The following is a 25,950-nucleotide window of genomic DNA, read 5'->3' as shown; positions in this document are numbered from 1 at the left end:
GGCTTGACCCGGGCATCCACGTCCTTGCTCGCAGCGTAAAGGAGACATGGATGGCCGGGTCAAGCCCGGCCATGACGAAATCACCTACTTCGCGGGCTCCAGCACCGAGACATAGTTGGCCACCGCCGCGCCACCCATGTTGAAGATGCCGCCGAGCTTGGCGTTCGGAAGCTGCATGCCCTCGGGCGCCTGGCCTGCGAGCTGCATCGCGGTCATCACATGCATGGAGACGCCGGTGGCACCGATCGGGTGGCCCTTGGCCTTGAGGCCGCCAGACGGATTGACCGGCAGCTTGCCGTCCTTCTGGGTCCAGCCTTCCTTGATGGCGCGAAAGCCCTGCCCCTTCGGCGTCAGGCCCATCGCTTCATATTCGATCAGCTCGGCAACGGTGAAGCAGTCATGGGTCTCGACGAAGGAGAGGTCGGAAAGCGTGACGCCCGCCTTTTGCAGTGCGCGCTGCCAGGCCACCGTGCAGCCCTCGAACTGCAAAATGTCGCGCTTGGACATAGGCAGGAAGTCCTGGGCATGCGCGGTGGCGCGGAAGTTGATCGCCTTGCCCATGGTCTTGGCGGTCTCGGCATCGGTCAGCACCAGCGCCGCGGCGCCGTCCGACACCAGCGAGCAGTCGGTGCGCTTCAGGGGACCCGCGACATAGGGGTTCTTCTCGCTCTCGGCGCGGCAGAACTCGAAGCCGAAATCCTTACGCATCTGGGCGAAGGGATTGGCGACGCCGTTCTTGTGATTTTTCGCGGCGATCATGGCGAGCGCGTCGGACTGGTCGCCATATTTCTGGAAATAGCTCTGCGCGATCTTGCCGAACACGCCGGCAAAGCCGCCGACGGTGTCGCCGTCTTCGGGCAGGTACGAGGCCTTCAAGAGGTTCTTGCCGATCTCGGCCGCGGGCGTGCGCGTCATCTGCTCGACGCCGACCACCAGCACCACCTTGGCTGCGCCGCATTCGATGGCGCGGATGCCCTGGTGCACGGCGGCCGAACCGGTGGCACAGGCGTTTTCGACGCGGGTGGCCGGCTTGAAGCGCAGTGCCGGATCGGCCTGCAGCACCAGCGAGGCGGTAAAGTCCTGCGGCGAGAAACCGGCGTTGAAATGGCCGAGCACGATCTCGTCGACGTCGGAGGCCGCAATGCCGGCATCGGCCAGCGCCTCGTTGGCGACCTTCACGACGAGGCTTTCGACGGTCTCGGCGTCGAACTTTCCGAAGGGCGTGTGCGCCCACCCTACGATGCTGGCAGTCATGGCGTTCTCCCTGAATTGGTCGGGTGGATATTTAGCCTATCGGCAGGCGGACTTCACGCCGGTTTCAGCGATTTCATAGCGGAATCGCACATGGCGGTTATGCCGGCCCAGTTGCCGGCACGGATATCGGCCGCCGGGCACAGCCAGGAGCCGCCGACGCAGAGCACGTTGGGCTCGGCAAGCCACGCGGCGGCATTGGCCTCGCCGATGCCGCCGGTCGGGCAGACGCGGACATGCGGGAACGGGCCGGCCAGAGCCCGCAGTGCCTTGATACCGCCGGCTTGCTCGGCCGGGAAGAATTTGACCACGTCAAAGCCCGCGGCCAGCGCCTGCATCAGCTCAGAGGCGGTGGCGATGCCGGGCGCAAAGGGCAGATCGCTGGCGGCGCCGGCGTTCAGCAGCTCGGGGGTCAGTCCGGGGCTGATGCCGAATTTGGCGCCGAGGGCGCGGGCGCGATCGAGGTCGGCGGGATTGAGGATGGTGCCGATGCCGACGATGGCGTCGGGGACTTCGGCGATGATCGCCTTCGCCGCGGCGACCGCGGCATCGGTCCGCAGCGTGACTTCCAGCGTGCGCACCCCGCCCGCCACCAGCGCCTTCGCCAGCGGCACAGCGTGCTCCACCTTCTCGATGGTCAGGACGGGAATTACCACCGCCTGCCTGAAGAGATCAGCCAGTTTCGCCTGTCTCGGTAACGCAGTCATTTTGAAGCCTTGCGCGACTTGGGCGTGCCGGCAGGCGGCATCGCCGAGCGGGGAATGATCGCCCCGGGATAGCACACCACGACGCCGGCGAGATCGTGCCCCGCACCGGCGGCCGCCAGGGGATCGGCGCCGCCGAGGCGCGCGGCGAGATAGGCTGCCGCAAAACTGTCGCCGGCGGCGGTGGTGTCGACGACGGGTTTGGTCAGAGGCTCCGCCCTCACCTCGTGGCGTGCGCCGCCGAAGCGAACGATGCTGGCGGGTTCGGCAAGCTTCAGCACGGCCTCGGGGCTGGCGATGCGCGCAAGCAAGCCGTCGCTGCTGTCGCCGGAATACAGCGGCAACAGATCCTCCGTCGAGGCGAGCGCGATGTCGGCGGCCTCGAAAGCCTGCACGTAGACGCGGCGCGCGGTCTCCAGATCCGGCCAGCCGCGAGCGCGGAAATTGGTGTCGAAGGCAACACGTACGCCGCGCCGGCGAATATCCTTCAGCGCCGCGAACAGCCGCGTCCGTCCCGCCTCATCGTAAATCGAGAGCGTGATCGCGGAGAGATACACGATGTCGTAGCCCGCAAGCGATTGCAGGATAGCGCCAGTTTCCGGCAAATCCATCAGCTGTCGCGCTGCCGCGTTCTCGCGCCAGTGGAAGAATTTTCGTTCCCCCCTGGCGTCGGTCTCGATCATGTAGATGCCGGGCAGCTTGCCCTTGAGACGCGCGACCCGCGCCGTGCCGACGCCTTCGGCCTGCCAGCCTGCGATCATCTCGTCGCTCAGGGTATCATCGCCGAGCGCCGTGATGTAGTCGGTCGCGAAGCCGAGGCGCGCCAGGTAGACCGCCGTATTCAGCGTATCGCCGCCGAAGCCGCGCAAGAACAGGCCGCCGGGCGCTTGCCGCAGCTCGATCATGCATTCGCCGATGCATGCGACCTTTGCCATGATCGGCTCGCGAAAGTTACGCGGCGAACTTGCCGCCGAGCTCATCCTCGATATGAATGCGGATGATGTCGTCAAACGTCTTCTCGGCAGTGGTGAAGCCGAGCTTCAGCGCACGGTCAGTCGAGAAATTGCGCGGCCAGCCATCGACGATGCTGATGATGGCGGGATCGGGCACGCGCTTGATGCGGGAGACGACATTCTTGCCGGCAACGCGCTCGAGTGCTGCGATCTGCTCGCCGACGGTGACGGACAGGCCCGGCATGGAGAGATTGCGGCGTGCGCCGACGGTGGAAAGATCCATGGTGGCAGCATGGACGAGAAAGCCCACCGCCGACTTCGGCGTGGCGTGCCAGTGGCGGACATCCTCGGAGACCGGCAGCACCGCCTCCTGCCCTGCCAAGGGCTCGCGGATGATGTTGGAGAAAAAGCCGGAGGCCGCCTTGTTCGGCTTGCCCGGGCGGACGCAGATGGTGGGCAGGCGGATGCTAATGCCCTCCAGCATGCCCTTGCGGGTGTAGTCGTTGATCAGGAGCTCGCAGATCAGCTTTTGGGTGCCGTAGCTGGTCAGTGGCGTATGGAAGAACTCGTCGCCGATCTTTTCCGGGAACGGCGCGCCGAACACGGCGATCGAGGAAGTGAAGACCAGGCGCGGCTTGTAGCCGCCGCCGGCATGGCGGATCGCCTCGATTAGATAGCGTGTGCCGTCGAGATTGATGCGATAGCCCTTGTCGAACTCGGCTTCGGCCTCGCCGGAGACGATGGCGGCGAGATGGAAGATCACTTCCGGCCGGTCGGCGAGCAGGCCTGCGGCAGCCCCGGCATCGGCAAAGTCGGAGGCGACTACCTTCACCGGCATCGGCGCCTTCGCCGGCTTTTCCGGCGCGACCACGTCCTGCAGGGTCATGCCCGTGATTTCGCGGTTGCCCAGGCGGCCGTCGCGCAGCAGGCGCTCGGTCAGTTTGCGGCCGACCATGCCGGCCGCACCGAGGATCAGAACGTGCAAGACCCTACTCCTTGTTATTCTCGAGACCTGGACGCATCGATCGCGGCAATCAAATTGCCGCCTCGGTCGTCGCGTCGAAGAACCGAAGGCCTGCCGGGTTGATGGCGAGGCGGATCTTCTGCTGGGGCTTCACCCTGACGGTCGGCTCGACGCTGGCGACCATCGCGCTGCCGCCGGCTTTCAAGTCCAGGATGATCTCGGAGCCAAGCTGCTCGGCGACCTCCACCACGGCATCGAACGAAAGGTCTTCCGGGTCGGCGCCGTTGGCCATGCGCAGGTCTTCCGGCCGAATGCCGAGCGTCGCGGGCTTGTCCTTGTGCGGGCCCATCCGCGCCGCGATCTGCTCCGGCACACGGATCCTCATCGTCGGATTGGCGGCATAGACCACGCCCCCCGCTTCCTCGATCATCGTGTCGGCGAAGTTCATCGCCGGCGAGCCGATGAATCCGGCCACGTACTTGTTGGCCGGGTTGTTGTAGAGTTCGAGCGGCTCGCCCACCTGCTGGATCAGGCCATCCTTCATCACGACGACCCGGTCCCCCAGCGTCATCGCCTCGACCTGATCATGGGTCACATAGATTGAGGTCGTGGCAAGGCGCTGGTGCAACTTCTTGATCTCGACGCGCATCTGGACCCGCAGCTTCGCGTCGAGGTTGGACAGCGGCTCGTCGAACAGGAAGACCTGCGGATTGCGCACGATGGCACGACCGAGCGCGACGCGCTGGCGTTGCCCACCCGACAGCATGCGGGGCTTGCGGCCGAGATGGTCCTTGATGTCGAGGATATCGGCGGCGTTGTTGACCCGCTTGGCGATCTCCGCCTTATCGAATTTCCTCATCTTCAGGCCGAAGGCCATGTTGTCGTAGACCGTCATATGCGGATAGAGCGCGTAGTTCTGGAACACCATGGCGATGTCACGGTCCATGGGCGGCAGCTGGTTGACGACCTTGTTGCCGATCATGATGTCGCCCTCGGAGATCGTCTCCAGCCCCGCGACCATGCGCAAGGTGGTGGTCTTGCCGCAGCCCGACGGGCCGACCAGCACGACGAATTCCTTGTCCTTGATCTCGAGCGAGACGCCCTTCACCGCGTGAAAATCGTCGTAGCGCTTGTGTACCTGACGGATCGTTACACTTGACATTGCCGCTCTCTAATCCCCAGTCGTCCATTTTCTTTTGTACGCCAGCGACTTGCTCCCCTGGCCAGGCATTTCGTCCGCTAACCCTTCACGCTCCCCGTCACGCCGGAGACGTATTGCTCGACGAAGAACGAGTAGGCGATGGCGACCGGAATCGAGCCGAACAGCGCGCCGGCCATCAACGGTCCCCAGAAGAACACGTCACCGCGCACCAGTTCCGAGATGACGCCGACGGGCACGGTCTTCTGCTCCGGGCTCGACAGGAACACCAGGGCGTAGATGAACTCGTTCCAGCTGAGTGTGAAGGCGAAGATCATGGCGGACAGGATGCCCGGCACCGCCACGGGAATGATAATGTAGAGCATCGCCTGCCAGCGTGCGGCGCCGTCGATGCGCGCGCACTCCTCCAGCTCCTTCGGAACGGACTTGAAGTAACCCATCATCAGCCAGGTGCAGAACGGGATAAGGAAGGTGGGGTAGCTGAGTATCAGCGACCAGGGCGTGTCTCCGAGGCTGTAGGCGCGGATGATCTCGGACAGCGGAATGAACAGCAGCGTCTGCGGCACCAGGTAAGTGACGAAGATGGTCGTCCCGAGCAGGGCTGCGCCCTTGAAGGTCAGCCGCGACAGCGCATAGCCGGCGAGTACGCCGCAGAACAGCGAGATGGCCGTCGAGACGACTGCGATGAAAGTGGTGTTCCACATCCAGATCGCGAACGTGGTCTCGCCGAACAGATATTTAAGGTGCGCCGTGGTCGGATTCCATGTCCAGAACGGCTTGTACGTGGCGCGATACCAGGGGATGTAGAGTTCACCATCCGGCCGGAACGTCGTGATGATCATCCAGTAGAACGGGAACAGCAGGAAGATCAGGAATATCCCCATCGGCAGGCGAAAGAACACCCACCGGCGCCAGATTGAACCTTCGATCATCGGCGGGACTCCGGGCTGGCCAATTTCGCGTCCGATGCATCGCGGTTGAAGCAATTGCTCATCACCTTGTCTCCACCCTGCGGATGTACATCAGCTGGAAGATCACGATGCCGAACAGCAGCGGGAACATGGCGAGCGAGACGGCGGCACCCTGGCTGAGCAGGCCGGTGCCGACGCCGAGCTGGTAGGCATAGGTTGCGAACAGGTGGGTCGCATTGGCCGGGCCGCCGCCCGTCATGACATAGACGATCTGGAAGTCGGAGAAGGTCTGGATGACCGAGAACAGCACGACGACCATGGTCACGGGCATCAGCAGCGGCCAGGTGATGTACCAGAACCGCTGCCACGGCTTGGCGCCGTCGATGGCGGCGGCCTCGCCAAGGTCGGGGCTGATGGTCTGCAGGCCCGCCATCAGCGAAATGGCGAAGAACGGCACGCCGCGCCAGATGTTGACGATCATGATCGACAGCATCGCCATATCGCCATCGCCGAGCCAGTTGACGCCCGCGCCGGCGGCCACGATGCCCAGTTTGAACAGCATCCAGTTCAGCACCGCGAAAGTCGGATCGAACATCCACTTCCAGGCGAAGCAGGCGAGCACGGTCGGCACGATGAACGGCAGCAGGATGAAGGCGCGCGTGAATGCCTTGAACTTGAAATCGCGATTGAGCAGCAGCGCGAGCCAGAGACCCAGGATGAGCTTGAAGATCGTCGTGACGAACGTGTAGAGGAAAGTGTTGTAGACGACGGCGTGGAAAATCGGGTCCTTCAACAGGCGCGCGAAATTCTCGAAGCCGACGAAATCGCCGATCTGCCCGACCTTCGAATTGGTCACGGCGAGCAATATCCCGCGCACGAACGGGTAAGCGATGAACATCCCCAGCAGCGCGACCGTCGGCAGCAGCAGGAGCATCGCGAGGTTGCCCTCGCTCTCCAACGGCCGCCATTTCGGCTTGCCGACGATGATAGTGCCGTCGGGAACAGGTATTGCGGTGGTCGCCATTACATCAATCCGGATGCGGATACTTGAAGCCTGGTCCGTTGTTGCCAACGGAAGGCGCCCAGAGAAAAACGGCAAGGCGGAGATGTCCCTGTCGCCGCCTGCGGCGACAGGGACCGGCTCGCATCAGGCGCCGTAGATCGACTTCAGTTGACCCTCGCAGGCCTTGACGGCGTCTTCTGCCGACTGGCCCTTGATGGCCGCCGCAAACATGTTGCCGATCAGGTATTTCGACAACACTTCGGCGGCCTTGGCATTCGGTTCACCGGGATATCCGGGTGCCAGACCTGACTTTCCGATCAACGCGAACGGCGCCATCACCGGATTCGAGGTCCAGACCTTGTGCGTCTCCCATCCGGACGTGGGTGGCGTGTAGAAGCCCTGGCCCGTCTCGAACCACGGCTCGTAATTGGCCTTGGTCTGCATGAAACGCAGCAGGTCCTTGGCTGCCTTCTGGTTCTTCGAGTAGGTCGGGATGACGTGCGACTGCACGAGGTGGAGACCGAACACGCCTTTCGGGCCCGCCGGAAGGAATGCGTGCTGGATGTCGTCCTTGAGCGGCTTGCCGTCGGCTGTCTTGTACTGGTCGGGCTTGCGCAGGGCCTCGATATAGATGGACGCGCCATTCAGCGTCGCGCAGATGGTGTTGGCGAGGAAGGCGCGGTTGTTGGAGGAGTCATCCCAGGCGAGGCCGCCCTCGTCCATCGAATCCTTCCAGAGAGCGGTCATGTATTTGACGGCCTCAACGGTCTCCTTCGAGTTGATGGCGACCTTGCCCTTGTCGTCGACCTCGGCCCCACCCATCGACCACAGGTACGGATACGCGAACCCGACGGGATCGCCGAACGACTGGCCGAGCGACTGGCCGATCGGGAAGCCCTTGGCCTTCAATTTCTTGCCTGCGTCGCGATAGGCGTCCCAGGTCTTGGGGAATTCGGTCAGCCCGATGTCCTTGAACATCGACACGCGCCAGGCATTCAAACCGCCGACATAGTTCATCGGCACGCCGAAGAATTTTCCCCCCGACGAGGCGTTGGCCAATGCGGCCTTGTACCATTCACCCTGGCCCTTTGCGACGTCCGCCGCAACGTCGGATACGTCGACGAGGCTCGCCTTGTAGAGGTGGGGATGGTTGTTGTTCAGCATGATCACGTCGGGGCCGGCACCGGCCTGAATGCCCGAGGTGATGCGCGCCTGCAGGTCGTTGGCGTTGACGGTCTCGAATTTGACCTTGATACCGAGCGCCTTTTCCGCATCGGGGAACAGCTTGGTCCGCAGGTAGGTATCGCAAGCGGGGACGAAGTCATTCCAGCGCAGAATATGCACTTCCGTCGGGCTCTGCGCGATGGCCGGCATCTTCGCGGACGCCAGGACGGCGGCCGCGCCGCCCGTCGTCTTCAGGAAATTGCGTCGATTGATCTTCGTCATAGACTCCCTCCCTGGGAACTAGTGGGTAAGCGTTTCCAAATCTGCAGCGTGGCTCTTAAGGCCCGTTGACCGAACTAGGATCGAATTCTGCCGGCTATGCCAGCATGAATGTATTTATCGATGGCCGCAAACTCCATCGAGATTTTGCCGTTGGGAAAGCGCGAGGATATCGGCGGTGGGATTGACCGGCACGACGAATTCGTCGTCCTCGATCGGGATCGAGGCGCCGTGCAGCATCTCACGACTGCCGGATGATTTGTGCACGTCGCGAAACTGGACCGACGACATCCAAGTCCCTCCCTGAGATTTTGCCCGGCGAAGATCCAGACATCGCCGAGGCCGCATCGTTTCTTGTTATGGCTCCGCGGATCCGCAAAGCCTTTTGGTTCTGCGGACGTGGTCCGCCGGGCTCCGAGGATATTGTCCGCAGTTTGCGCGGTCTTGGCAATCGGTTGCTTAGCCGCGGCTTGGTAGCGCTGTCAATAGTTCTTTGTCCGCGGGACTGCTTGTGATATGAGCGCCGACATGGCCAGGAAACGCACCAAGCCCGGAAAGATCCGCCTCACCGAAGTGGCAAAGCTCGCCGGTGTGAGCCCGATCACCGCGTCGCGCTTCTTCCGCACCCCCGAGGCGCTGTCCATCAACAAGCGCGTCCGTGTCGAGAGCGCCGCAAGAGAACTTGGTTATGTGCCCAATCTCGCGGCACGGGCGCTGGCCTCGCAGCGGACCGAGGTGATCGGCGTCCTCATCCCCTCGCTCACCAACAACGTGTTCTCCGATGTGCTGCGCGGCATCTATGATGCGGTGGACGGCAGCCGCTACACCATCCAGCTTGCCAATACCCGCTACTCCATCCTGCAGGAGGAAAAGCTGCTGCGCGTGTTCCTGGCGCAGAAGCCGGCCGGGCTGATCGTCACCGGCATCGACCAGACGCCGGAATCGCGCTCGATGATGGAAGCGACCGATTGTCCGGTCGTGCAGTTGATGGAAATCGGCGACAATCCGGTCGACATGATGATTGGGTTTTCGCACGCGGATGCTTGCCACGCAGCGATTTCGCACCTTCTGGACCAGGGTTGCCGCCGGGTCGGCTTCCTCGGCGCGCGCATGGACCCGCGGGTGCAGCGGCGCTTCCTCGGTTACCAGCAGGCCATGAAGGATGCCGGCCTGCTCGATCCCCGTCTCATCGTGACGACGCCGCTGCCGACCTCGGTCACGCTCGGCGGCACATTGTTTGCGGACCTGCTGGCGAAAGCACCGGATACCGATGCGGTGTTCTGCGCCAATGACGACCTGGCGCTCGGCGTGCTGTTTGAATGCCAGCGGCGGCAAATCTCGGTTCCCGAGCAGATGCTCATCTCCGGCTTCAACGACCTCGAATTCATGGCTTCCGCCGTCCCGACTCTGACCAGCGTGCGCACCAATCGTTACGAAATGGGCAGGACTGCTGCCACGATGGTGATCGAGGCGATGGACGGACGCCGGCCGGAACAGAAGGTCGTCGATCTCGGATACACCGTGATGGTGCGGCAGAGTTCGGTCCGCCCCGGCCATGCCGGCCGGGTGTCTGCCGAACGGCAACGCGCTGCTGAATAAGACAAGTTGATTGCGCAATCAAATGGCTCGAATTAGCGGCCAGCAGCAAGGTTGCGTGAAGATCGGCCGGCTGTAACGTTTGTCAGGCGCGAAATTCTGCGCTTGGTAGAGCTTGCGGTTCGAAGCGACGCTACGAGCGGGTTTGCATTGCGGGAGGGAAACAAAATGAACAAGAACCACGGCAACGGTCACGACAAATCGGCAGGCGGCAAGGGCCGAAAACTCCGCTCACTCGAGTGGTTCAACAACCCGCACAACCCCGGCATGACCGCGCTCTACCTGGAGCGCTACCTCAATTACGGGCTGACCCGTGAGGAACTGCAGTCCGGCAAGCCGATCATCGGCATTGCCCAGACCGGCAACGACCTCTCTCCCTGCAACCGGCACCACCTCGATCTCGCCAAGCGCGTGCGCGAGGGCATCCGCGCTGCGGGCGGCATCGCCATGGAATTTCCCACCCATCCGATCCAGGAGACGGGAAAGCGCCCGACCGCAGCCCTCGACCGCAACCTCGCCTATCTCGGCCTGGTCGAGGTTCTCTTCGGCTATCCCCTCGACGGCGTGGTGCTGACGACCGGCTGCGACAAGACCACGCCGGCCTGCCTGATGGCGGCAGCGACCGTCAACCTGCCCGCGATCGTGCTGTCGGGCGGACCGATGCTGAACGGCTGGCACAACGGCCAGCGCGCCGGCTCCGGCACCATCGTGTGGAAGGCGCGCGAGCAGCTTGCCGCCGGCGAGATCGACTATGAGGAATTCATCACCATCGTCGCCTCCTCGGCGCCTTCGGTCGGCCATTGCAACACCATGGGCACCGCCTCGACCATGAACTCGCTGGCGGAAGCGCTCGGCATGTCCCTGCCCGGCTGCGCCGCGATCCCCGCCCCCTACCGCGAGCGCGGGCAGATTGCCTATGAGACGGGCAAGCGCATCGTCGAGATGGTGTGGGAGGATCTGAAGCCCTCCGACATCCTGACGCGCAAGGCGTTCGAGAACTGCATCGTGGTCAATTCCGCGATCGGCGGCTCGACCAACGCGCCGATCCATATCAACGCACTGGCGCGGCACATCGGCGTGGAGCTGTCGATCGACGACTGGCAGAAGCACGGCCTTGATGTGCCGCTGCTGGTGAACCTGCAGCCGGCCGGCTTCTATCTAGGCGAGGAATATCACCGCGCCGGCGGCGTGCCGACGGTGGTGCGCGAGCTGATGCAGCACAAGCGCATCCATGAGGATGCGCGCACCGTCAATGGCCGCACCATGGGCGAGAACTGCAAGGATGCGCTCATCCCCGACGGCGACGTGATCTGGAGCTATGACAACCCGCTGGTGAAGGATGCCGGCTTCGTCGTGCTGCGCGGCAATCTGTTCGATTCCGCGATCATGAAGACCAGCGTGATTTCGAAGGAATTCCGCGACCGTTATTTGAGCAACCCGAAGGAGCCCAACGCCTTCGAGGGGCGCGCGATCGTATTCGAGGGGCCGGAGGACTATCACGACCGCATCGACGATCCCAAGCTTGCGATCGACGAGCATTGCATGCTGTTCATCCGCGGCGCCGGCCCGATCGGCTATCCCGGCGGCGCGGAAGTGGTGAACATGCAGCCGCCGGCGGCGCTGATCAAACGCGGCATCCTTTCGCTGCCTTGCATCGGCGACGGCAGGCAGTCGGGCACGTCGGGCTCGCCCTCGATCCTCAATGCCTCGCCGGAGGCCGCCGCCAACGGCGGGCTTGCGATCCTGAAGACCGGCGACAAGGTCCGTATCGACCTCAACAAGGGCAGCGCCAACATCCTGATTTCGGACGACGAGGTGAAGAAGCGTCACGCCGAGCTGAAGGCGCAAGGCGGCTTCCGCTTCCCGCCGAACCAGACGCCGTGGCAGGAGATCTATCGCAACACCGTCGGCCAGCAGGCCACCGGCGCCTGCATGGAACTCGCCACGCGCTACCACGACATCGCCGGCAAGGTGGGCGTGGCGCGGGATAACCACTAGAACCCAATTCGTCATTGCCGGGCTTGACCCGGCAATCCATCACTCTTGCCAAGAAGATGGATACGCGGGTCAAGCCCGCGTATGACCACTGAAGGACTCTCAAGGAGACCAAAATGTCAGACCGCCTGAAGGGCAAACGCGCCGTCGTCACCGCGGCAGCCGCGGGCATCGGACGCGCCTGCGCCATCGCATTCGCGCGCGAGGGCGCCACGGTCGTCGCCACCGATATCAATGAAAAGGGCATCGCCACGCTGGGCCAGGACGGGATTGCCGAAACGGCGCGGCTCGACGTGCGCAGCACGGCCGACGTCGACGCCTTCGCCAGGCGGATCGGCAAGATCGACGTCCTGCTCAATGCGGCCGGCTTCGTGCATCACGGCACCATCCTGGACTGTTCGGAACAGGACTGGGATTTTTCGTTCGACCTCAACGTCAAGTCGATGCACCGGACCATCAAGGCGTTCCTGCCGGCGATGCTGGCGGGCGGAGGCGGCAGCATCGTCAACATCTCGTCCTGCGCGGCGTTGCGGCCGCCGGCCAACCGCTATGTCTACAGCGCATCCAAGGCTGCGGTTTCGCTGCTCACGCGCGCGGTCGCATCGGACTTCATCACCCAGGGCATCCGCTGCAACAGCATCTGCCCCGGCACGGTGGAAACACCCTCGATGCTGGAGCGCGCCGCCGCGGCCGGCCCGGACGGGCGCGAAAAATTCATCGCCCGCCAGAAGATGGGCCGGCTCGGCACCGCCGAGGAAATCGCAGCTATGGCCGTGTATCTTGCCAGCGACGAAAGCGCGTTCACTACCGGCGTCGACCTCGTCGTCGACGGCGGCTACATGCTCTGACAGATATCCGACCAGAGGTTTCCAGCATGAACAAGATCGATCTCAACGGCCGTTGCGCGGTCGTCACCGGCGGCGCGCAGGGCTTTGGCAAGGCCATCACCGAACGCTTCGTCGCTTCCGGCGCCAAGGTCGCGATCTGGGATCACGACCATGCGCTGGCGGAGAAGACGGCGAAGGCGATCGGCCCCGCGGTGACCGCCATCAAGGTCGACGTCACCGATCTCGCGGCGGTGGAGAAAGCGCGCGATGTAACGCTGGCCGCGTTCGGCAAGATCGATATCCTCGTCAACAATGCAGGGATCGCCGGCGTCAACAAGACGGTGTGGGAGACCGACCTCGACGAATGGCGCAAGGTGTTACGCATCAACCTCGACGGCCCCTTCATCTGCTGCAAGGCGGTCGTGCCGGTGATGCTGAAGCAGAAGTACGGCCGTATCGTCAACATCGCCTCCATCGCCGGCAAGGAAGGCAACCCGAACGCCTCGCATTATTCCGCCTCCAAGGCAGGCCTGATCGCGCTGACCAAGTCGCTCGGCAAGGAGCTCGCCGCACACGATATCATCGTCAATGCGGTGACGCCGGCAGCCGCAAAGACCGCGATCTTCGACCAGATGACGCAGCAGCACATCGACTTCATGCTGTCGAAGATCCCGAAGAATCGCTTCGTGCTGGTCGAGGAGCTGGCATCGATGGTGGCGTGGCTGGCGTCGGAGGATTGTTCCTTCTCCACCGGTGCGGTGTTCGACATTTCGGGCGGGCGGGCAACGTATTGAGAATTCCATCCCCTCATCCTGAGGAGCGCGGCACGCGCGTCTCGAAGGATGAGGCCCCGCCGGTGGCCTCGCCCTTCGAGACGGCCGCTTGCGCGGCCTCCTCAGGGTGAGGGTTTGACATTGGAGTCTGTGATGACACGCCAAGGCGGATGTCTGTGCGGCGCGGTTCGCTTCGAGACCGAGGGCGAGCCGCTCAATGTCCGCATCTGCCATTGCCGCAACTGCCAGAAGGCGATGGGCTCGCCGTTCTTTGCCCGAGCGCTGTTCGACCAGCGCGCGCTCAAGGTCGCGGGCGAGACCGCACAGTACCCCTCCTCTGAAGCGCTGGAGCGCGTGTTCTGCAAGAAATGCGGCACACGAATGTTTTCGCGGCGGACCAACAGCACCGTGGTGGGCGTGGCACTGGCAGTTTTCGACGACCGCAACGCCTTCCAGCCGACCGAACACATATGGCTGTCCGAGAAGATGGACTGGGTGCGGATCGACGACGGCCTGAAGCAGTATAAGGAGTCGGTGCCGCAATAACGGGCTGGTAACCGGAATCCGTGCTAACCTGCCCGCGCAATGCGCAACGCCCCGGGGCACCCCATTTGAATATCTCGCTGTATGACGTTTCGGTGTGGGTGCTGCCGCTCCTCATCGCCATCACCTTTCATGAGGCCGCTCACGGCTTCGTCGCCTGGCGGCTCGGCGACGACACGGCAAAACAGCTCGGCCGGGTCAGCTTCAATCCGCTCCGGCATATCGACCCCTTCGGTACCGTGATCCTGCCGGGCGTGCTGCTGCTGTCGCATTCGCCCTTCCTGTTCGGCTATGCCAAGCCGGTTCCGGTCGATTTCCGCAACCTCAACCACCCCCGGCTGGACATGGTCTGGGTGGCGCTGGCCGGCCCCGCCACCAACATCCTGTTGGCACTGGCGGCTGCGGCCGCCTTCCACGCCCTGCCTCTGGTGCCGGCGGACTACGCCAAATGGGTCGCGGACAACCTGAAAAACTCGCTTATCATCAATGCGGTGCTGGCGGTCTTTAACATGCTGCCGATACCGCCGCTGGACGGCGGCCGGGTCGCGGTCGGGCTGTTGCCGCGGTTTCTCGCCTTTCCGCTGGCCCGGCTCGAGCCCTATGGCATGCTGATTTTGATCGGGGCGCTGATCCTTCTGCCATTGCTCGGCGCCCAACTCGGTCTAAATCTTGATGTGATATCGGCGATACTGCGGACGCTGACCGGCTACGTGCTGGGTGCCGTTCTATTCCTGACGGGCAACGCGTAGGCTTGCCGGGATCCGGGCTGAGGATACAAGTGGTGAAAGCCGCCGACATGTTGATTGCAAGACGGGCCGATACCCGCGCCCGCGCCGATTTTGCGACCTGGAAGATGCTGGCCAAGCTGAACGGAAGCTCGGCGCTGCCGCAGGAAGCGCAGGACTTCCTCCTCGCCTACCAGAAGTTTCTCAGGCAGATGACGGATGCGGATGCGAGCGAAGCGACCATCGCGCTGATGTATCGCAGCTACTATGCGGAGATGGGCGGCGCCGGCGCCCCGCCCGAGATTCCCTCGCGCCAGGGCGAGCCGGCCGCCGATAACGTCACCGCCTTCCGCCGTCCTCCGCCGCCCAAGCCCAGGCAGGCTACCGTCTACCCGGCGAGTCCGGGCGCCAGGCCGAGACTGCCGGTGGCGCTGATCTTCATCTGCCTCGTGGTCGTGTACGTCGGCATCAGATATTTCTGGCGGTAGGCCTGCTATTGGAATGCGACCTCGGCAAAGCTCCGCAGCTTGCGCGAATGCAGGCGCTCCCATTCCTGGAGCTTGAGCCGTTCCAGCGCCTTCAGTCCGATCTCGAGGTGCTGGCCGACGCGCTGGCGATAGAACTCGCTGGCCATGCCGGCAAGCTTGATTTCGCCGTGCAGCGGCTTGTCGGAAACGCACAGCAAGGTGCCATAGGGAACGCGGAAGCGATAACCGTTGGCGGCGATCGCCGCCGACTCCATGTCGAGCGCGATCGCGCGCGATTGCGACAGACGCCGGATGATCGCGGGACCGCTGATTTCCCAATTTCGGTTGTCGACGCTGGCAACTGTTCCGGTGCGCATCAATCGCTTGAGCTCGAACCCGGCAAACCCGGTCACCTCTCCGACCGCCTGCTCCAGCGCAACCTGCATCTCGGCCAGCGCCGGGATCGGAACGAACAGCGGCAACTCGCGATCAAGCACATGGTCCTCGCGAACGTAGCCGTGCGCGAGCACATAGTCGCCGAGCCGCTGCGTGTTCCGCAGGCCGGCGCAATGCCCGAGCATCAACCAGGCATGCGGCCGCAGCACCGCGACGTGGTCGGTGATGTTGCGCGCGTTGGACGGGCCGGTACCGATGTTGATCAGGGTGATGCCGCGCTCGCGGGCCTCGACCAGATGCAGGGCCGGCATCTGCGGCATGCGGGCGGGCGCGATCCCGGTTGTGCCGCCGCCCAGGCGCGCATTGCGGGTCGTCACGTTCCCCGGCCCGACGAACGCTTCGGGGCCGACCTCGCCTGACGCCAGGCGGCGCCGGCAAAGCTGCTCGAATTCATCGACATAGAACTGGTAGTTGGTGAAGATCACGAAGTTCTGGAAGTGCTCGGGGTCGGTGCCGGTGTAGTGATAGAGCCGGCGCAACGAATAATCCACGCGCGCCGCCCGGAACAACGCAAGCGGCTCGGCCGCCCCGGACGGCAGTTCAAACGTGCCGTCGGCAATCGTATCGTCCATCGCAGCGAGATCGGGTGTATCGAATACGTCGCGCAGCAGCCGCGTGACGACCGAGTCGTCGCTCATGCCGAGCGCGGCTTCGATGTTGATGTCACGCCGATAGGCAAAATGGATCGGGATCGGCTCGCTCGACTCGCCGATTTCGACCGGCACGCCGTGGTTTTCGATCAGGAGCCGTATCTGCTCGGTGAGATAGTTCCGGAACAGGTCCGGACGCGTCACGCTGGTCTCATGCACGCCAGGCCCCGCAACGAAGCCATAGGCAAGACGCGAATCCAGCCGCGCATAGGTCGCGGTCGTGATCCGCACCAGCGGATAGAACGCGCGCACCCGCGACGCGAGCGTTCCGCCCTGGGCGTAGGCTTCAAAGCGCTCGCGGAGAAACCTTGTGTTGCGCCCGTAGATCTCCTCCAGGCGATCGACCGCAGCAGTCGCGCTTGTGAACGCTTCCGTCGCAATCGCCGGGGGCGTTTCGAAATTCATGGCTGGACACACTTGCCTGACGGAATGCAGCCGAGGATCGGCTGCCTGACCGCCGGAGTATATGGAGAAAAGAGCCGAAGGTTCCAGCGCGGCGATTGAGCCCCCGGCAGGACGAACGGCCAAGCCATTACTTCTTTTCGTTGAAGTTCACGTTCAGGCTGTAGCTGAAGGTATCGTCGGTCAATTCGGCCGGCGGGCGCGGCACGGGGTCGGAGCGGCGGATCATGTCGAGCGCGGCTTCGTCGAAGGCGGTGTCGCCCGACGACTGCAGGACGCCGACCTGCACGACATTGCCGAGACGGTTCAGCGTCAGGTGAACCTTGACGGTCGCGGTCTTGTTCTTCTTCACCTTGGGATAGCGCTTGTGCAGCTCGAAATAGGCGCTGATCTGCCTGCCCCAGTCGGCGGCGAGTTTGCCCTTGTCCTTGCCGATGCCGAGGTTTGGCGCCCTCGCCTTGTCCGCCTCCGGCGCAGTCTCGTCCAGGGTCTGGCGCGCGGTCGCTTCCTGCGCGACGGACTCGGTGGAGGCTGCGGTGGCAACCGCCGCGATCTTCGGGTCGTCCTCTCTGGGCTTGTTCGACTCGTTCTGCGTCACGATCCGGTCGGGATCTTCGGCTTCCTGCGGCTTGTCCTTCGGCAAGTCGGTCTGCTTCACCTCCGCCTTCTGCTCGTTGAGCTGCGGGGAAGCCGCCGAGGCGTCGGTGTCGGGCCCGGGCGGCAGATCGTTCTGCTCGACATGGGGCGAGGCGAGCAGCCCGATCTCGATCGCGTTGGCGCCGAGGGAATCATCGAGCCCATCGGTGCGCAGATGCGCGAGCGCGAGCGCAACGCCGCAAAGATGCAGCGCGAGCGCGGCGGTCGCGGCCAGCACCCACAGCCGCATCGACGGCTTCGGCTCGTTTTCGAGATCGGACATCGCAGCCGGCCCCTCAGGGCTTCGAAGGTTGGGACGTCTGCGCCGGCGCGGCCGGTACCTCCAGCGCGACCAGCTTGAGCTTGGTATAGCCACCGGCGCGCAGGATTTCGAGCACTTCCATCAGGTCGCCATAGGGCACGGCCTTGTCGGCACGCAGGAAGATGAAGCGGTCCTTGCTGTTGTCGGGGGCGGCGTCCAGCGCCGGGACCAGCTCGGCGCGCTTCACCGGCGTCTCGCCAATGGCAACCGTGAGATCGGGCTTGATGCTGACATAGGTCGGCTTGTCCGGTTTCTTCTGCGCGACGGCCGACGAGGTCGGCAGGTCGATCGGCAGATCCACGGTGGCCAGCGGCGCCGCCACCATGAAAATGATCAGGAGCACCAGCATCACGTCGATGAACGGCGTGACGTTGATCTCGTGGGTCTCGGCGAAATCGCCCTCGTCGTCGAACTCGCTGCCTGCGATCGATACCGCCATTGCCCTACTCCGCCGCCGCGCGACCGCCGCCGCTGACATGGGTGCGATCGAGATCGCGCGACAACAGCCGCGCCGATGCGCCCGAGGCGCGGTTGACGAGCTCGAGATAGCCCTTCGTCGCTCGCGCGAAGTGATTGTAGATGATCACCGCGGGGATCGCGGCGACCAGGCCGATCGCGGTCGCCAGCAGCGCCTCCGCAATGCCGGGCGCGACGACGGCGAGGTTGGTGGTCTGCGCCTTCGAGATGCCGATGAAGGAATTCATGATGCCCCACACCGTGCCGAACAGGCCGACGAAGGGAGAGGTCGCGCCGATGGTGGCGAGCAGACCCATGCCGAGACGGACGCGGCGGGCCTCCGCACGCACGATCTCGGCGCAGCTCGATGCCGCGCGCTCCTTTATGCCGCCGTCGCTGGAAATGCCGGCCGACAGGCGCGCCTCGCGCATGCAGGCCGCCAGCAGCGAGGGCAGCACGCCCTCCTTCGAGCCGAGCGCGAACTGCGCTTCGGCCAGCGATCGCGCTTCCGAGACCCTCTTCAGCGCCGAGCGCACCTTCTGCTGCACGACCGAAAGTTCGACCATCTTCGCAATGAAGATCGTCCAGGTGACGAGCGAGGCGAAGGCCAGACCAAGCATCACGCCCTTCACCACCACGTCGGCCGACATGAACATCGACCACGGCGACAATTCCCTGGGAACATAGATTGCTGGCTTGGCCGAGGCACTCTCGGCGGGCACGGCAGCACCCGCTGCCGGCGCCGCAGCAGGTCCTGCCTGGGCAGGCGCCGCCTGCGCCGGGACCGGCGCCTGCTGCACCGCCGGGGCCTGCGGCGCCGTCTGCTGCTGCGCCGATGCCGGCTGCGCCGACAGGACGAGCGCGGAAATTACGGCCGCGGCCACGCGAAACGGGAAGCTGTTCATAGTTCGGCCCAGTAGCGGATCAGGTTGTGATAGATGCCGGTCAATTTGACCGTTTCGGGATCGTCCCGTCCCAGTCGCTCCACCAGAGCCTGGATCGCGGTATCGAGATCGAAGATCAGGCTGCGGGCGTGGGCATCCCGTATCATGCTCTGCAACCAGAAGAAAGACGCCACGCGCATGCCTCGCGTGACCGGGGTGACCATATGCAGGCTGGAGGCCGGGTAAAGCACCAGATGTCCTGCCGGCAGCTTGATTTCGTGGGAACCATAGAAATCTTCTATGATGAGCTCTCCGCCGTCGTACTCCTCCGGCTCGGACAAGAACAGCGTGACCGAGAGGTCGGTGCGGATGCGCTGGCCCGTAAGGTGATCTCCCCGCACCGCGTTGTCGACATGGATGCCGAAATGGTGCCCGTTGGAAGCGGCGTAGCGGTTGAACAGCGGCGGAAAAATCTGCTTCGGAACCGCCGCCGAGATGAAGCGCGGATTGCCCGTCAATGCCGAGATGATGCGGTTGCCGAGCCTGCGCGCTGCCTCACTGTCCGGCGGCAGCTGCTCGTTCTTCTTCACCATCGCCGATTGCGCTCCCGCCGTGGAGCGGCCGTCCTCCCATGGGCAGCCATCCATGATGCGGCGGAAATCCGCCACATCGGCTTTGCTCAGCACATCGGGGACGCAGATCAGCATACGATCAGAATTTTGCCGAGGTGACGATGTAGAACGCCCGCCCCGGCGCGACGGCGACGAACGGCGTCGCGCTGCGGTAGAGCGTGTCGTAATAGAGCTTGTTGGTCAGGTTCTGCGCGTAGAGCTTGACGCTGAAGTTCTTGTCGATCTTCTTCTCGACGAAGGCGTCGAAGCGCCAGTAGCTCGGCAGCAGCGTGCCGGTGTTGGCGCCGAAAGTGCCGCCGTAGATCCTGGAGCGGAACACCGCCTGCCCGCCGAGTTCCCAGCCGCCGTCGAACTTGTACTTGGTCAGCATACTGAACGACTCATGGGCGATGTTGGCCAACTGAAGTCCGACGTTGGACGCCAGCGCACTCTGCAGGACCTTCGACTTCATGAGCACCAGGCCCCCGAAAGCGCTCCAGCGATCGGTGATGTTGCCGCTCACCTCAAGATCGATGCCCTCAACCTGGTAGGCCGCTCCCGATGCCAGAACGCCGTTGACGGTCTCGCGCGCATTGTCCTTCGTGGTATGGAACAGCGCGCCCGTCACCAGGAGGTGACGATCGAACAGCTCCCACTTGGTGCCGACCTCGGCGGCCTTGTTGCGCTCGGGCCCAAGTACGACGCCGCCGGGCACGGCTCCGCCGTAGTCCCCTGCGGTGCCGTCGAGCTCTGAACCGAACGGGTTCGTCGAGGTCGCGTAGGCCGCATAGAGACTTCCGATCGATACAGGCTTGAAGACGATGCCGCCGTTGTAGTTGATGAAGTCCGAGTTGACCGTGCTCGATCTGGCACTGGTGGACGATCGCAGATTGTACCCGTCATAGCGCACGCCGCCGTTCAGGATGATCTTGTCTTCCCAATTCGCGGTATCGAGGACGTAGACGGCCTTGCTGTCGACATTGTAGCGGGTCGGATCGCTGCCCAGCACCGGAAGGGTATTGAACGGAAGAAAAGTATAGCTCGGCGCATAGATCGACTGGCCCGGCAAAGCGCCGTTGGGATTGAATGCACCCCCACCGAAGGCTTCCGAGGCAAGCCCGGTGTACCGGTTGATTCCAACGCGCTCGTTGGAGACCTCGAGGCCGACTACGGCCGTGTGCTTGACCGACCCCGTGTCGAACTTGAACGTGGCGTCCTCCTGGTTCGCCAGAATATCGACGAACTGGTTGCGGCTTTGCGGGCTCGCCGTGAATGTCCATTTTGTCGGATCTGGATTTGTCGTTACGGGCGAGTTGGGCAGCGTGCCGATATAGGCGAGCGTCGAATGTTCGGCGCGGGTCCGGCTGGTCAAGGTGATGCTGTCGGTGGGCTTGTATTCCGCGGTCAGCGTGCCGAAGTCCTGCCGCGCGAACTGGAAATCGCGGTTGATGAAGCCGTACCAGTTCTGGCGCGGGATGCCGGCCTCGGTGACCGGCACGTTGCCCTGCCGATACCAGGGCACGCCGAAATCCGGGTAACCACTGAGGTCGGTGTGGACGTAATTCGTCGTGATCTTGATGTCGTTGGTCGGCGCATACTTTGTCGAGATGAAGCCGCCCCAGCGGTTGTCGGTCACATAGTTGCGCTCGGCGACGCCGGCATCCTGGAACATGCCCCCGGTGCGCACCGAGAAGACCGGGCTGATCACCTGGTTGACGTCGAGCGTGACGCGCTTGGTGCGGTCGGTGCCGAACGTGCTCTCGGCGTTGTAGAAGTTGCGGTCGGCGGCCTGCTTGGTGACGATGTTGATGGCGCCGCCGGCGGTGCCGCGACCGGCATAGGAGGATGCCGGCCCGCGCAGGATCTCGATCTGCTCGGTGAAGAAGTTCTCGCGGATAGAGACAGCGGGATCGCGGATGCCGTCGATGAAGACGTCATTGCGCGCATCGAAACCGCGGATGAAGAAGCGGTCGCCGAATGCATTGCCGCCCTCGCCCGAGCCCAGCGTCACGCCGGCGACGGAACGGCCGATTTCGCGCAGTGAGGTGGCGTTCTTGTCGGCAAGCACTTCCTTGCTCAGCACCGTGATCGTCTTCGGGGTGTTGAGCAGCGGTTCCGGAAACTTTCCCGACGCCTGCACGCGATCGACCTTGTAGGGCGCTGCTGCATCGGCATAGGGATTGCGGTCGGCAGCGAGCTGACCGGCGTTGGGAAAAGGAACGGCCGCGACCTGCGCGGGCTGCGCGCGGCGCGCCGCGCGGCGCAACGCCGAGCGCGCGCGGAGCTGATCGGCGCCGGGCTTTGACGCCGTGGGGCGCGGCCGCTCGACGGGCGCATCGACATTGACCGGCGGCAGCAACTGCTGCGCCTCGGCGGCGCCCGAAAACGAAGCCACCGCGATCAGCCCCGCAACGGCGGAAACCTTCCTGCCGGAATAGCCGTCGAATCTTTCGTCGATCGAGTCGATCGCCATATCGAAACGCAGCGACCTCGGTGCTCTTGCTGTGCCCATTTCCACGCCCCTGATTTCCCGCGACATCCGCAACGCGACTTCTTGCGCGCGTCGAACCATCCTGTTGCGTGAGTATCGAGCGAGACAATTCGGGTCAATGCGATGAGCGCAACTACCCGCTTGAATCGATGTAGTTGAAATAGATTCTAAGTTTGTGGCTTCAAACGATTCTAATCGTCAACTTTTCTAAGCGCTCTAAGAACGATTCCAAATCGACGCTCGAGAGGTTTCCTCGATCATTCGCTGCTCGGCGGCTTCATCAGCGAAAACAATTCGTCGATGCACCGCGACGCCACTTGCCGCACGCGTTCGGTGTTCTCCATGCCGGATATGTTGACGCCCTTCACCACGGCCTTGACCTCGTCGCGAAAGTCGCTGAGGAACCGCAAGGGATCGCGCTGATCGTTGGCAACGCGCGCGATCAGTCCGGTGATCAGGATCTGGCACGCAAGCATGCGTCCGTTGAGTTCTTCCATCGCTGACCGCTCCTCATCTGGAAAATTGGCGCGCCGATATGAACGAGCCCGTTGCCCTTTGCAACGGCCCGTGCGCCTTGCGTGCGCGTCGCAGCTGTCCGCCAGGCTAGCAGCCGGACGCCTTGACTTTGCCGGTTGCCAGGCCCATCCGAAGGTCGTTCAGTCCGGAGCCGGTCAGTTGAAGAGATTTCTCGTTGCCATCGCCATCGCCGCCGCCATGACAGGCACGGGCTTGCCGCGCCAGTCGCTGGCGCAGCAGTCCAAGGCCAAGACGCCGCCGCCGGCCGGGCAGAAGCCGCCGGCAACGCCGCAGGGCGAAGCGGCACAAGCGGTCGCTCCGCCCCAGCCCGGCTGGAATGCGCGCTGCACCAGCGCGAGCCGCGAGGCGCCGCTGGAATGCGCCATCGAGCAGACCGCGGTGATGACCAGGACCGGCCAGTTGATCGTGCTCGTCAATATCCGCGTGCCCGGCGACAGCCGTGCCCCGGTCGTGTTGGTGCAACTGCCGCTCGGACTCAACCTGCCGGCCGGGGCAAAAATCCAGGTCGATGACGGCAAGAGCGTCGACCTGCCGGTCCAGACCTGCGAGGCGCGCGGCTGCTTTGCCAACACGGCGGTCACCCCCGACCTGCTGGCGGCGATGAAGTCCGGCAAGCAGCTCAAGGTGTCGTTCCAGACGCTGGCCAGGGAAACGATCACCATCCCGATGCCACTCGCCGACTTCGCCGTGGCGTATGAGAAGATCAAGTAAGCCTCTCCGTCATTGCGAGCGAAGCGAAGCCTGTCATCGGGCGCGCGTTCGCGGAACCCGTTGGCTCCTCGCAATGACGGCTCCGTTCTACTGCCGCGCCATCTCGGCCTTGCCCACACCCTCGCCGTCGAGCTTCTGGTCGTCGTGCATGACGACGGTCACGCGCAGCAATCTTCCGGTGAACTCGAACGGCGCATTGTAGTGCGACACCGGGCTGCCACGGTCGCGGCCGATGTCGAGGCCAGACCACGAGATCAGCGTGTTGAAGGCGAACTGGGTCTGCATCGATCCGGCGGGTTCGCCGTCTATCAGCAGGGTGTATTCGCTGAAACCGGTACGCGATCCCTTGGCCGGCGGCTCCCTGCGCACGAGTCGCTCGACATGCAGCCCGAGCCGGCGCGCGCCCGACGGCACCTTGCGGCTGGAACGCAATATCTCGTGGCCGCCGCCGATATTGAGGTCGTGCACGAGATGACCGTCCTTCACATAAAGGCTGTAGCCGGAGGTCGCATCGCCATGGGCGATCAGCACGCCCTCGTCGCCGTCGCCGATCTCGACAAAGGCCTCGATGGTGTAGCTGCGGCTGCGCACGTCAGGCGCCACGTCGGTCGGCACATGGCCCATGCCGGCGTGGAAGGTGAAGCGGCTGCGCTCGCCGTGGAAACGCGCGGCGTTCTCGGCAAAGCGCGGCCCAAAGCGGTCGTCGAGCGGCAGCACATTGTGCTTCTCCGCCTCGGCCCACCACAGCTTGATCATGTCGGCGAGCCGCTCCGGCTCCTTCTCCGCGAGATCGTCGACCTCCGAGAAATCGCGATCGAGATGGAACAGCTCCCATTTGTCGTTCTCGAACGGCGTGCCGGAAGGATGGAAGGAGACCGCCTTCCAGCCGTCCTTCCAGAGCCCGCGATGGCCGAACATCTCGAAATATTGCGATGCGCTCTTCGACGGCACGGCCGGGTTGGCGATCGACGGCGCAAAGCTGACACCCTCGACCGGCATCTGCGGAACGCCCGCTATGCTGGCCGGCGCATCCACGCCGATCAACTCGAGCAGGGTCGGCACGAGATCGCAGGCATGCACGAACTGGTGGCGCAGCTCGCCTTTGGCCTTGATGCCCTTCGGCCAGCACATCAGGAAGGGATCGCGGATGCCGCCGCCATGGGTGTTCTGCTTGTAGCGGCGCAGCGGCGTGTTCGACGCCATTGCCCAGCCATGCGGAAAGTTGGTGTGGGTGTCGGGCCCGCCGATGTCGTCGATGCGGCGCAGCTTCTCCGGCATCGGCTCGGGGCGGAAATTGAACGGTCCCATCGCATTGATGAAGCCGAGCGGCCCGCCCTCCTGGCTCGCGCCATTGTCGGACATCACGATGATCAACGTATTGTCGCGGACGCCTGCTTCGTCGAGGAAGGCGACCAGCCGCGCCAGGTGCTGGTCGGCATGGTCGAGCATGCCGGCGAAGGCGGATTGCAGGCGTGTGAAGACGCGCCGCTCGTCGTCGGAGTGCTCCTCCCACGTCTTCACGCCGTCGTTTCGAACAGGCATTCTTGTCCCTTGCGGCACCACGCCCATCGACTTCTGTTTCGCCATGCGCTGTTCGCGCTCGACGTCCCAGCCATGGGAAAACATCGCGTCATACCCCCTGATGAGATCGGCCGGCGCCTGGTGCGGTGCGTGACAAGCCCCGAGCGCGACCCAGGTCAGCCACGGCAGGTCCGGCCGGTCGGCGAGATGATCGGCGATGAAGCGGATCGACTGGTCGATCAGGTCCGAGGTCAGGTGATAGCCGCTCTCATAGGTGCCGGGCGGATCGATGTGCGCGTTGTCGGAGACGAGCTCGGGCGCATACTGGTCGGTCTCGGCGTCGAGGAAGCCGTAGAAGCGGTCGAAGCCGCGGCCGAGCGGCCAGCCGTCGAACGGCCCGGTGGCGCCGCTCTCGGTCAAGGGCGTGACGTGCCATTTGCCGAGCATGTAGTTCCGGTAGCCGTGGGCGCGCAGCATCTCGGCGATGGTGCCCGCCTCCTTCGCGATCTTGCCGCGATAGCCGGGATAGCCGGAATCGAAATTGGCGAGGCAGCCGACGCCGACGGAATGGTGATTGCGCCCGGTGAGCAGCGCCGCGCGCGTGGTCGAGCACATCGCCGTGGTGTGGAAGCCGGTGTAGCGCAGGCCCTCCGCTGCAAGCCTGTCGATGGTCGGCGTGCTGATGGCCGAGCCGTAGCAGCCGAAATCGGAGAAGCCGACGTCGTCGAACAGCACGACCAGGATGTTCGGCGCACCCGCCGGCGGCTTCTTCGCCTGCGGCCACCACGGCTTCGAATCCTTGACGGTCTTGCCGATCGTGCCGCCGAAGGGCCTTGCGTCGTCAGCGCTCATGCTTTCCTCCCTGCCTTGTCTGCGGCGGCGGTTGATCCGCAGCTCGCGCCCTCCCCGGTTCACGCCGAGGAACGGGATTGCCCCAAACCATAATCCGAATTATGGTT

24 protein-coding genes and 1 pseudogene are annotated in these 25,950 nt (G+C 64.0%); 8 read left to right on the top strand and 17 right to left on the bottom strand.

The annotated features are described in order from the left end of the window. Positions 1–84: 84 nt before the first annotated feature. The 9 genes and pseudogenes from HZB49_RS06665 to HZB49_RS06625 all read right to left on the bottom strand — a co-directional run. The gene (locus HZB49_RS06665; RefSeq protein ID WP_291609713.1) at positions 85–1,254 is read right to left on the bottom strand and encodes an acetyl-CoA acetyltransferase; all 1,170 of its coding nucleotides are present in this window, start codon (positions 1,252–1,254) and stop codon (positions 85–87) included. A gap of 53 nt (positions 1,255–1,307) precedes the next feature. Then, positions 1,308–1,958, bottom strand: coding sequence for a bifunctional 4-hydroxy-2-oxoglutarate aldolase/2-dehydro-3-deoxy-phosphogluconate aldolase (eda, locus tag HZB49_RS06660; RefSeq protein WP_291609712.1), 651 nt, complete (start codon positions 1,956–1,958; stop codon positions 1,308–1,310). Next, entirely contained in the window at positions 1,955–2,890 is a 936-nt protein-coding gene (locus HZB49_RS06655; protein ID WP_291609711.1) for a sugar kinase, read from the bottom strand. Before HZB49_RS06655 ends, eda begins: the two co-directional genes overlap by 4 nt. 16 nt (positions 2,891–2,906) lie before the next feature. Next, on the bottom strand, positions 2,907–3,893 hold the full coding sequence (gene denD / locus HZB49_RS06650; protein WP_291609710.1) for a D-erythronate dehydrogenase: 987 nt from the start codon (positions 3,891–3,893) through the stop codon (positions 2,907–2,909). A 49-nt stretch (positions 3,894–3,942) separates the two neighbouring features. Further along, a complete protein-coding gene (gene ugpC, locus HZB49_RS06645) occupies positions 3,943–5,034 on the bottom strand; it encodes a sn-glycerol-3-phosphate ABC transporter ATP-binding protein UgpC (protein ID WP_291609709.1) in 1,092 nt (363 codons plus the stop codon). A 77-nt stretch (positions 5,035–5,111) separates the two neighbouring features. Continuing rightward, on the bottom strand, positions 5,112–5,963 hold the full coding sequence (locus HZB49_RS06640; protein WP_291609708.1) for a carbohydrate ABC transporter permease: 852 nt from the start codon (positions 5,961–5,963) through the stop codon (positions 5,112–5,114). 61 nt (positions 5,964–6,024) lie between these two features. Then, positions 6,025–6,966: a sugar ABC transporter permease gene (locus HZB49_RS06635; protein WP_291609707.1), complete on the bottom strand. Its 942-nt coding sequence runs from the start codon at positions 6,964–6,966 to the stop codon at positions 6,025–6,027. 123 nt (positions 6,967–7,089) lie between these two features. Beyond that, positions 7,090–8,391 carry a substrate-binding domain-containing protein gene (locus tag HZB49_RS06630; RefSeq protein WP_291609706.1) on the bottom strand — a complete coding sequence of 434 codons (1,302 nt, stop codon included), beginning with the start codon at positions 8,389–8,391 and terminating at the stop codon, positions 7,090–7,092. 174 nt (positions 8,392–8,565) lie between these two features. Continuing rightward, a pseudogene (locus HZB49_RS06625) lies at positions 8,566–8,679 on the bottom strand (sugar ABC transporter ATP-binding protein); the annotation flags it as partial. Between the two features lie 237 nt (positions 8,680–8,916). Between HZB49_RS06625 and HZB49_RS06620 the strand changes: the two are divergent. The 7 genes from HZB49_RS06620 to HZB49_RS06590 all read left to right on the top strand — a co-directional run bounded on the left by HZB49_RS06620 (position 8,917) and on the right by HZB49_RS06590 (position 15,335). Then, positions 8,917–9,987 carry a LacI family DNA-binding transcriptional regulator gene (locus tag HZB49_RS06620; RefSeq protein ID WP_291609705.1) on the top strand — a complete coding sequence of 357 codons (1,071 nt, stop codon included), beginning with the start codon at positions 8,917–8,919 and terminating at the stop codon, positions 9,985–9,987. Positions 9,988–10,152: 165 nt separating this feature from the next. Beyond that, positions 10,153–11,982: an IlvD/Edd family dehydratase gene (locus HZB49_RS06615; protein ID WP_291609704.1), complete on the top strand. Its 1,830-nt coding sequence runs from the start codon at positions 10,153–10,155 to the stop codon at positions 11,980–11,982. A 113-nt stretch (positions 11,983–12,095) separates the two neighbouring features. Then, the gene (locus HZB49_RS06610; protein WP_291609703.1) at positions 12,096–12,827 is read left to right on the top strand and encodes an SDR family oxidoreductase; all 732 of its coding nucleotides are present in this window, start codon (positions 12,096–12,098) and stop codon (positions 12,825–12,827) included. Between the two features lie 26 nt (positions 12,828–12,853). Continuing rightward, positions 12,854–13,600 (top strand): SDR family NAD(P)-dependent oxidoreductase, encoded by a 747-nt coding sequence (locus HZB49_RS06605; RefSeq protein ID WP_291609702.1) that lies wholly within the window; start codon positions 12,854–12,856, stop codon positions 13,598–13,600. 132 nt (positions 13,601–13,732) lie between these two features. After that, positions 13,733–14,125: a GFA family protein gene (locus tag HZB49_RS06600; RefSeq protein ID WP_291609701.1), complete on the top strand. Its 393-nt coding sequence runs from the start codon at positions 13,733–13,735 to the stop codon at positions 14,123–14,125. Between the two features lie 65 nt (positions 14,126–14,190). Further along, positions 14,191–14,871 carry a site-2 protease family protein gene (locus HZB49_RS06595; RefSeq protein WP_291609700.1) on the top strand — a complete coding sequence of 227 codons (681 nt, stop codon included), beginning with the start codon at positions 14,191–14,193 and terminating at the stop codon, positions 14,869–14,871. A gap of 29 nt (positions 14,872–14,900) precedes the next feature. Further along, complete coding sequence (locus HZB49_RS06590) at positions 14,901–15,335, top strand: hypothetical protein (protein WP_291609699.1); 435 nt, start codon at positions 14,901–14,903, stop codon at positions 15,333–15,335. Between the two features lie 5 nt (positions 15,336–15,340). Here the strand turns inward: HZB49_RS06590 and HZB49_RS06585 are convergent, their stop codons facing one another. The 7 genes from HZB49_RS06585 to HZB49_RS06555 form a co-directional block, all read right to left on the bottom strand. Next, positions 15,341–16,825, bottom strand: coding sequence for an AMP nucleosidase (locus HZB49_RS06585; RefSeq protein WP_291609698.1), 1,485 nt, complete (start codon positions 16,823–16,825; stop codon positions 15,341–15,343). A gap of 127 nt (positions 16,826–16,952) precedes the next feature. Continuing rightward, a complete protein-coding gene (locus HZB49_RS06580; protein WP_291609697.1) occupies positions 16,953–17,741 on the bottom strand; it encodes an energy transducer TonB in 789 nt (262 codons plus the stop codon). Between the two features lie 13 nt (positions 17,742–17,754). Next, entirely contained in the window at positions 17,755–18,219 is a 465-nt protein-coding gene (gene exbD / locus HZB49_RS06575; RefSeq protein ID WP_291609696.1) for a TonB system transport protein ExbD, read from the bottom strand. 4 nt (positions 18,220–18,223) lie between these two features. Then, complete coding sequence (gene exbB, locus HZB49_RS06570) at positions 18,224–19,141, bottom strand: tonB-system energizer ExbB (RefSeq protein ID WP_291609695.1); 918 nt, start codon at positions 19,139–19,141, stop codon at positions 18,224–18,226. Next, complete coding sequence (locus HZB49_RS06565) at positions 19,138–19,827, bottom strand: Fe2+-dependent dioxygenase (RefSeq protein WP_291609694.1); 690 nt, start codon at positions 19,825–19,827, stop codon at positions 19,138–19,140. The genes exbB and HZB49_RS06565 overlap by 4 nt, the downstream gene beginning before the upstream one ends. Before the next feature lie 4 nt (positions 19,828–19,831). Beyond that, positions 19,832–22,243: a TonB-dependent receptor gene (locus HZB49_RS06560; RefSeq protein ID WP_291609693.1), complete on the bottom strand. Its 2,412-nt coding sequence runs from the start codon at positions 22,241–22,243 to the stop codon at positions 19,832–19,834. Between the two features lie 236 nt (positions 22,244–22,479). Further along, the gene (locus HZB49_RS06555; RefSeq protein ID WP_291609692.1) at positions 22,480–22,719 is read right to left on the bottom strand and encodes a hypothetical protein; all 240 of its coding nucleotides are present in this window, start codon (positions 22,717–22,719) and stop codon (positions 22,480–22,482) included. Positions 22,720–22,897: 178 nt separating this feature from the next. On the opposite strand from HZB49_RS06555, the gene HZB49_RS06550 reads away from it, so the two are divergent. After that, positions 22,898–23,470, top strand: coding sequence for an invasion associated locus B family protein (locus HZB49_RS06550; protein WP_291609691.1), 573 nt, complete (start codon positions 22,898–22,900; stop codon positions 23,468–23,470). Between the two features lie 87 nt (positions 23,471–23,557). Here the strand turns inward: HZB49_RS06550 and HZB49_RS06545 are convergent, their stop codons facing one another. Next, on the bottom strand, positions 23,558–25,843 hold the full coding sequence (locus HZB49_RS06545) for an arylsulfatase (RefSeq protein ID WP_291609690.1): 2,286 nt from the start codon (positions 25,841–25,843) through the stop codon (positions 23,558–23,560). Positions 25,844–25,950: the final 107 nt, after the last annotated feature.

It is taken from the genome of Bradyrhizobium sp. (assembly GCF_016219575.1).
Taxonomy (GTDB): domain Bacteria; phylum Pseudomonadota; class Alphaproteobacteria; order Rhizobiales; family Xanthobacteraceae; genus Bradyrhizobium.
The sequence above is the reverse complement of the archived record's forward strand: the minus strand, read 5'-3'. Positions and strand labels throughout refer to the sequence as shown.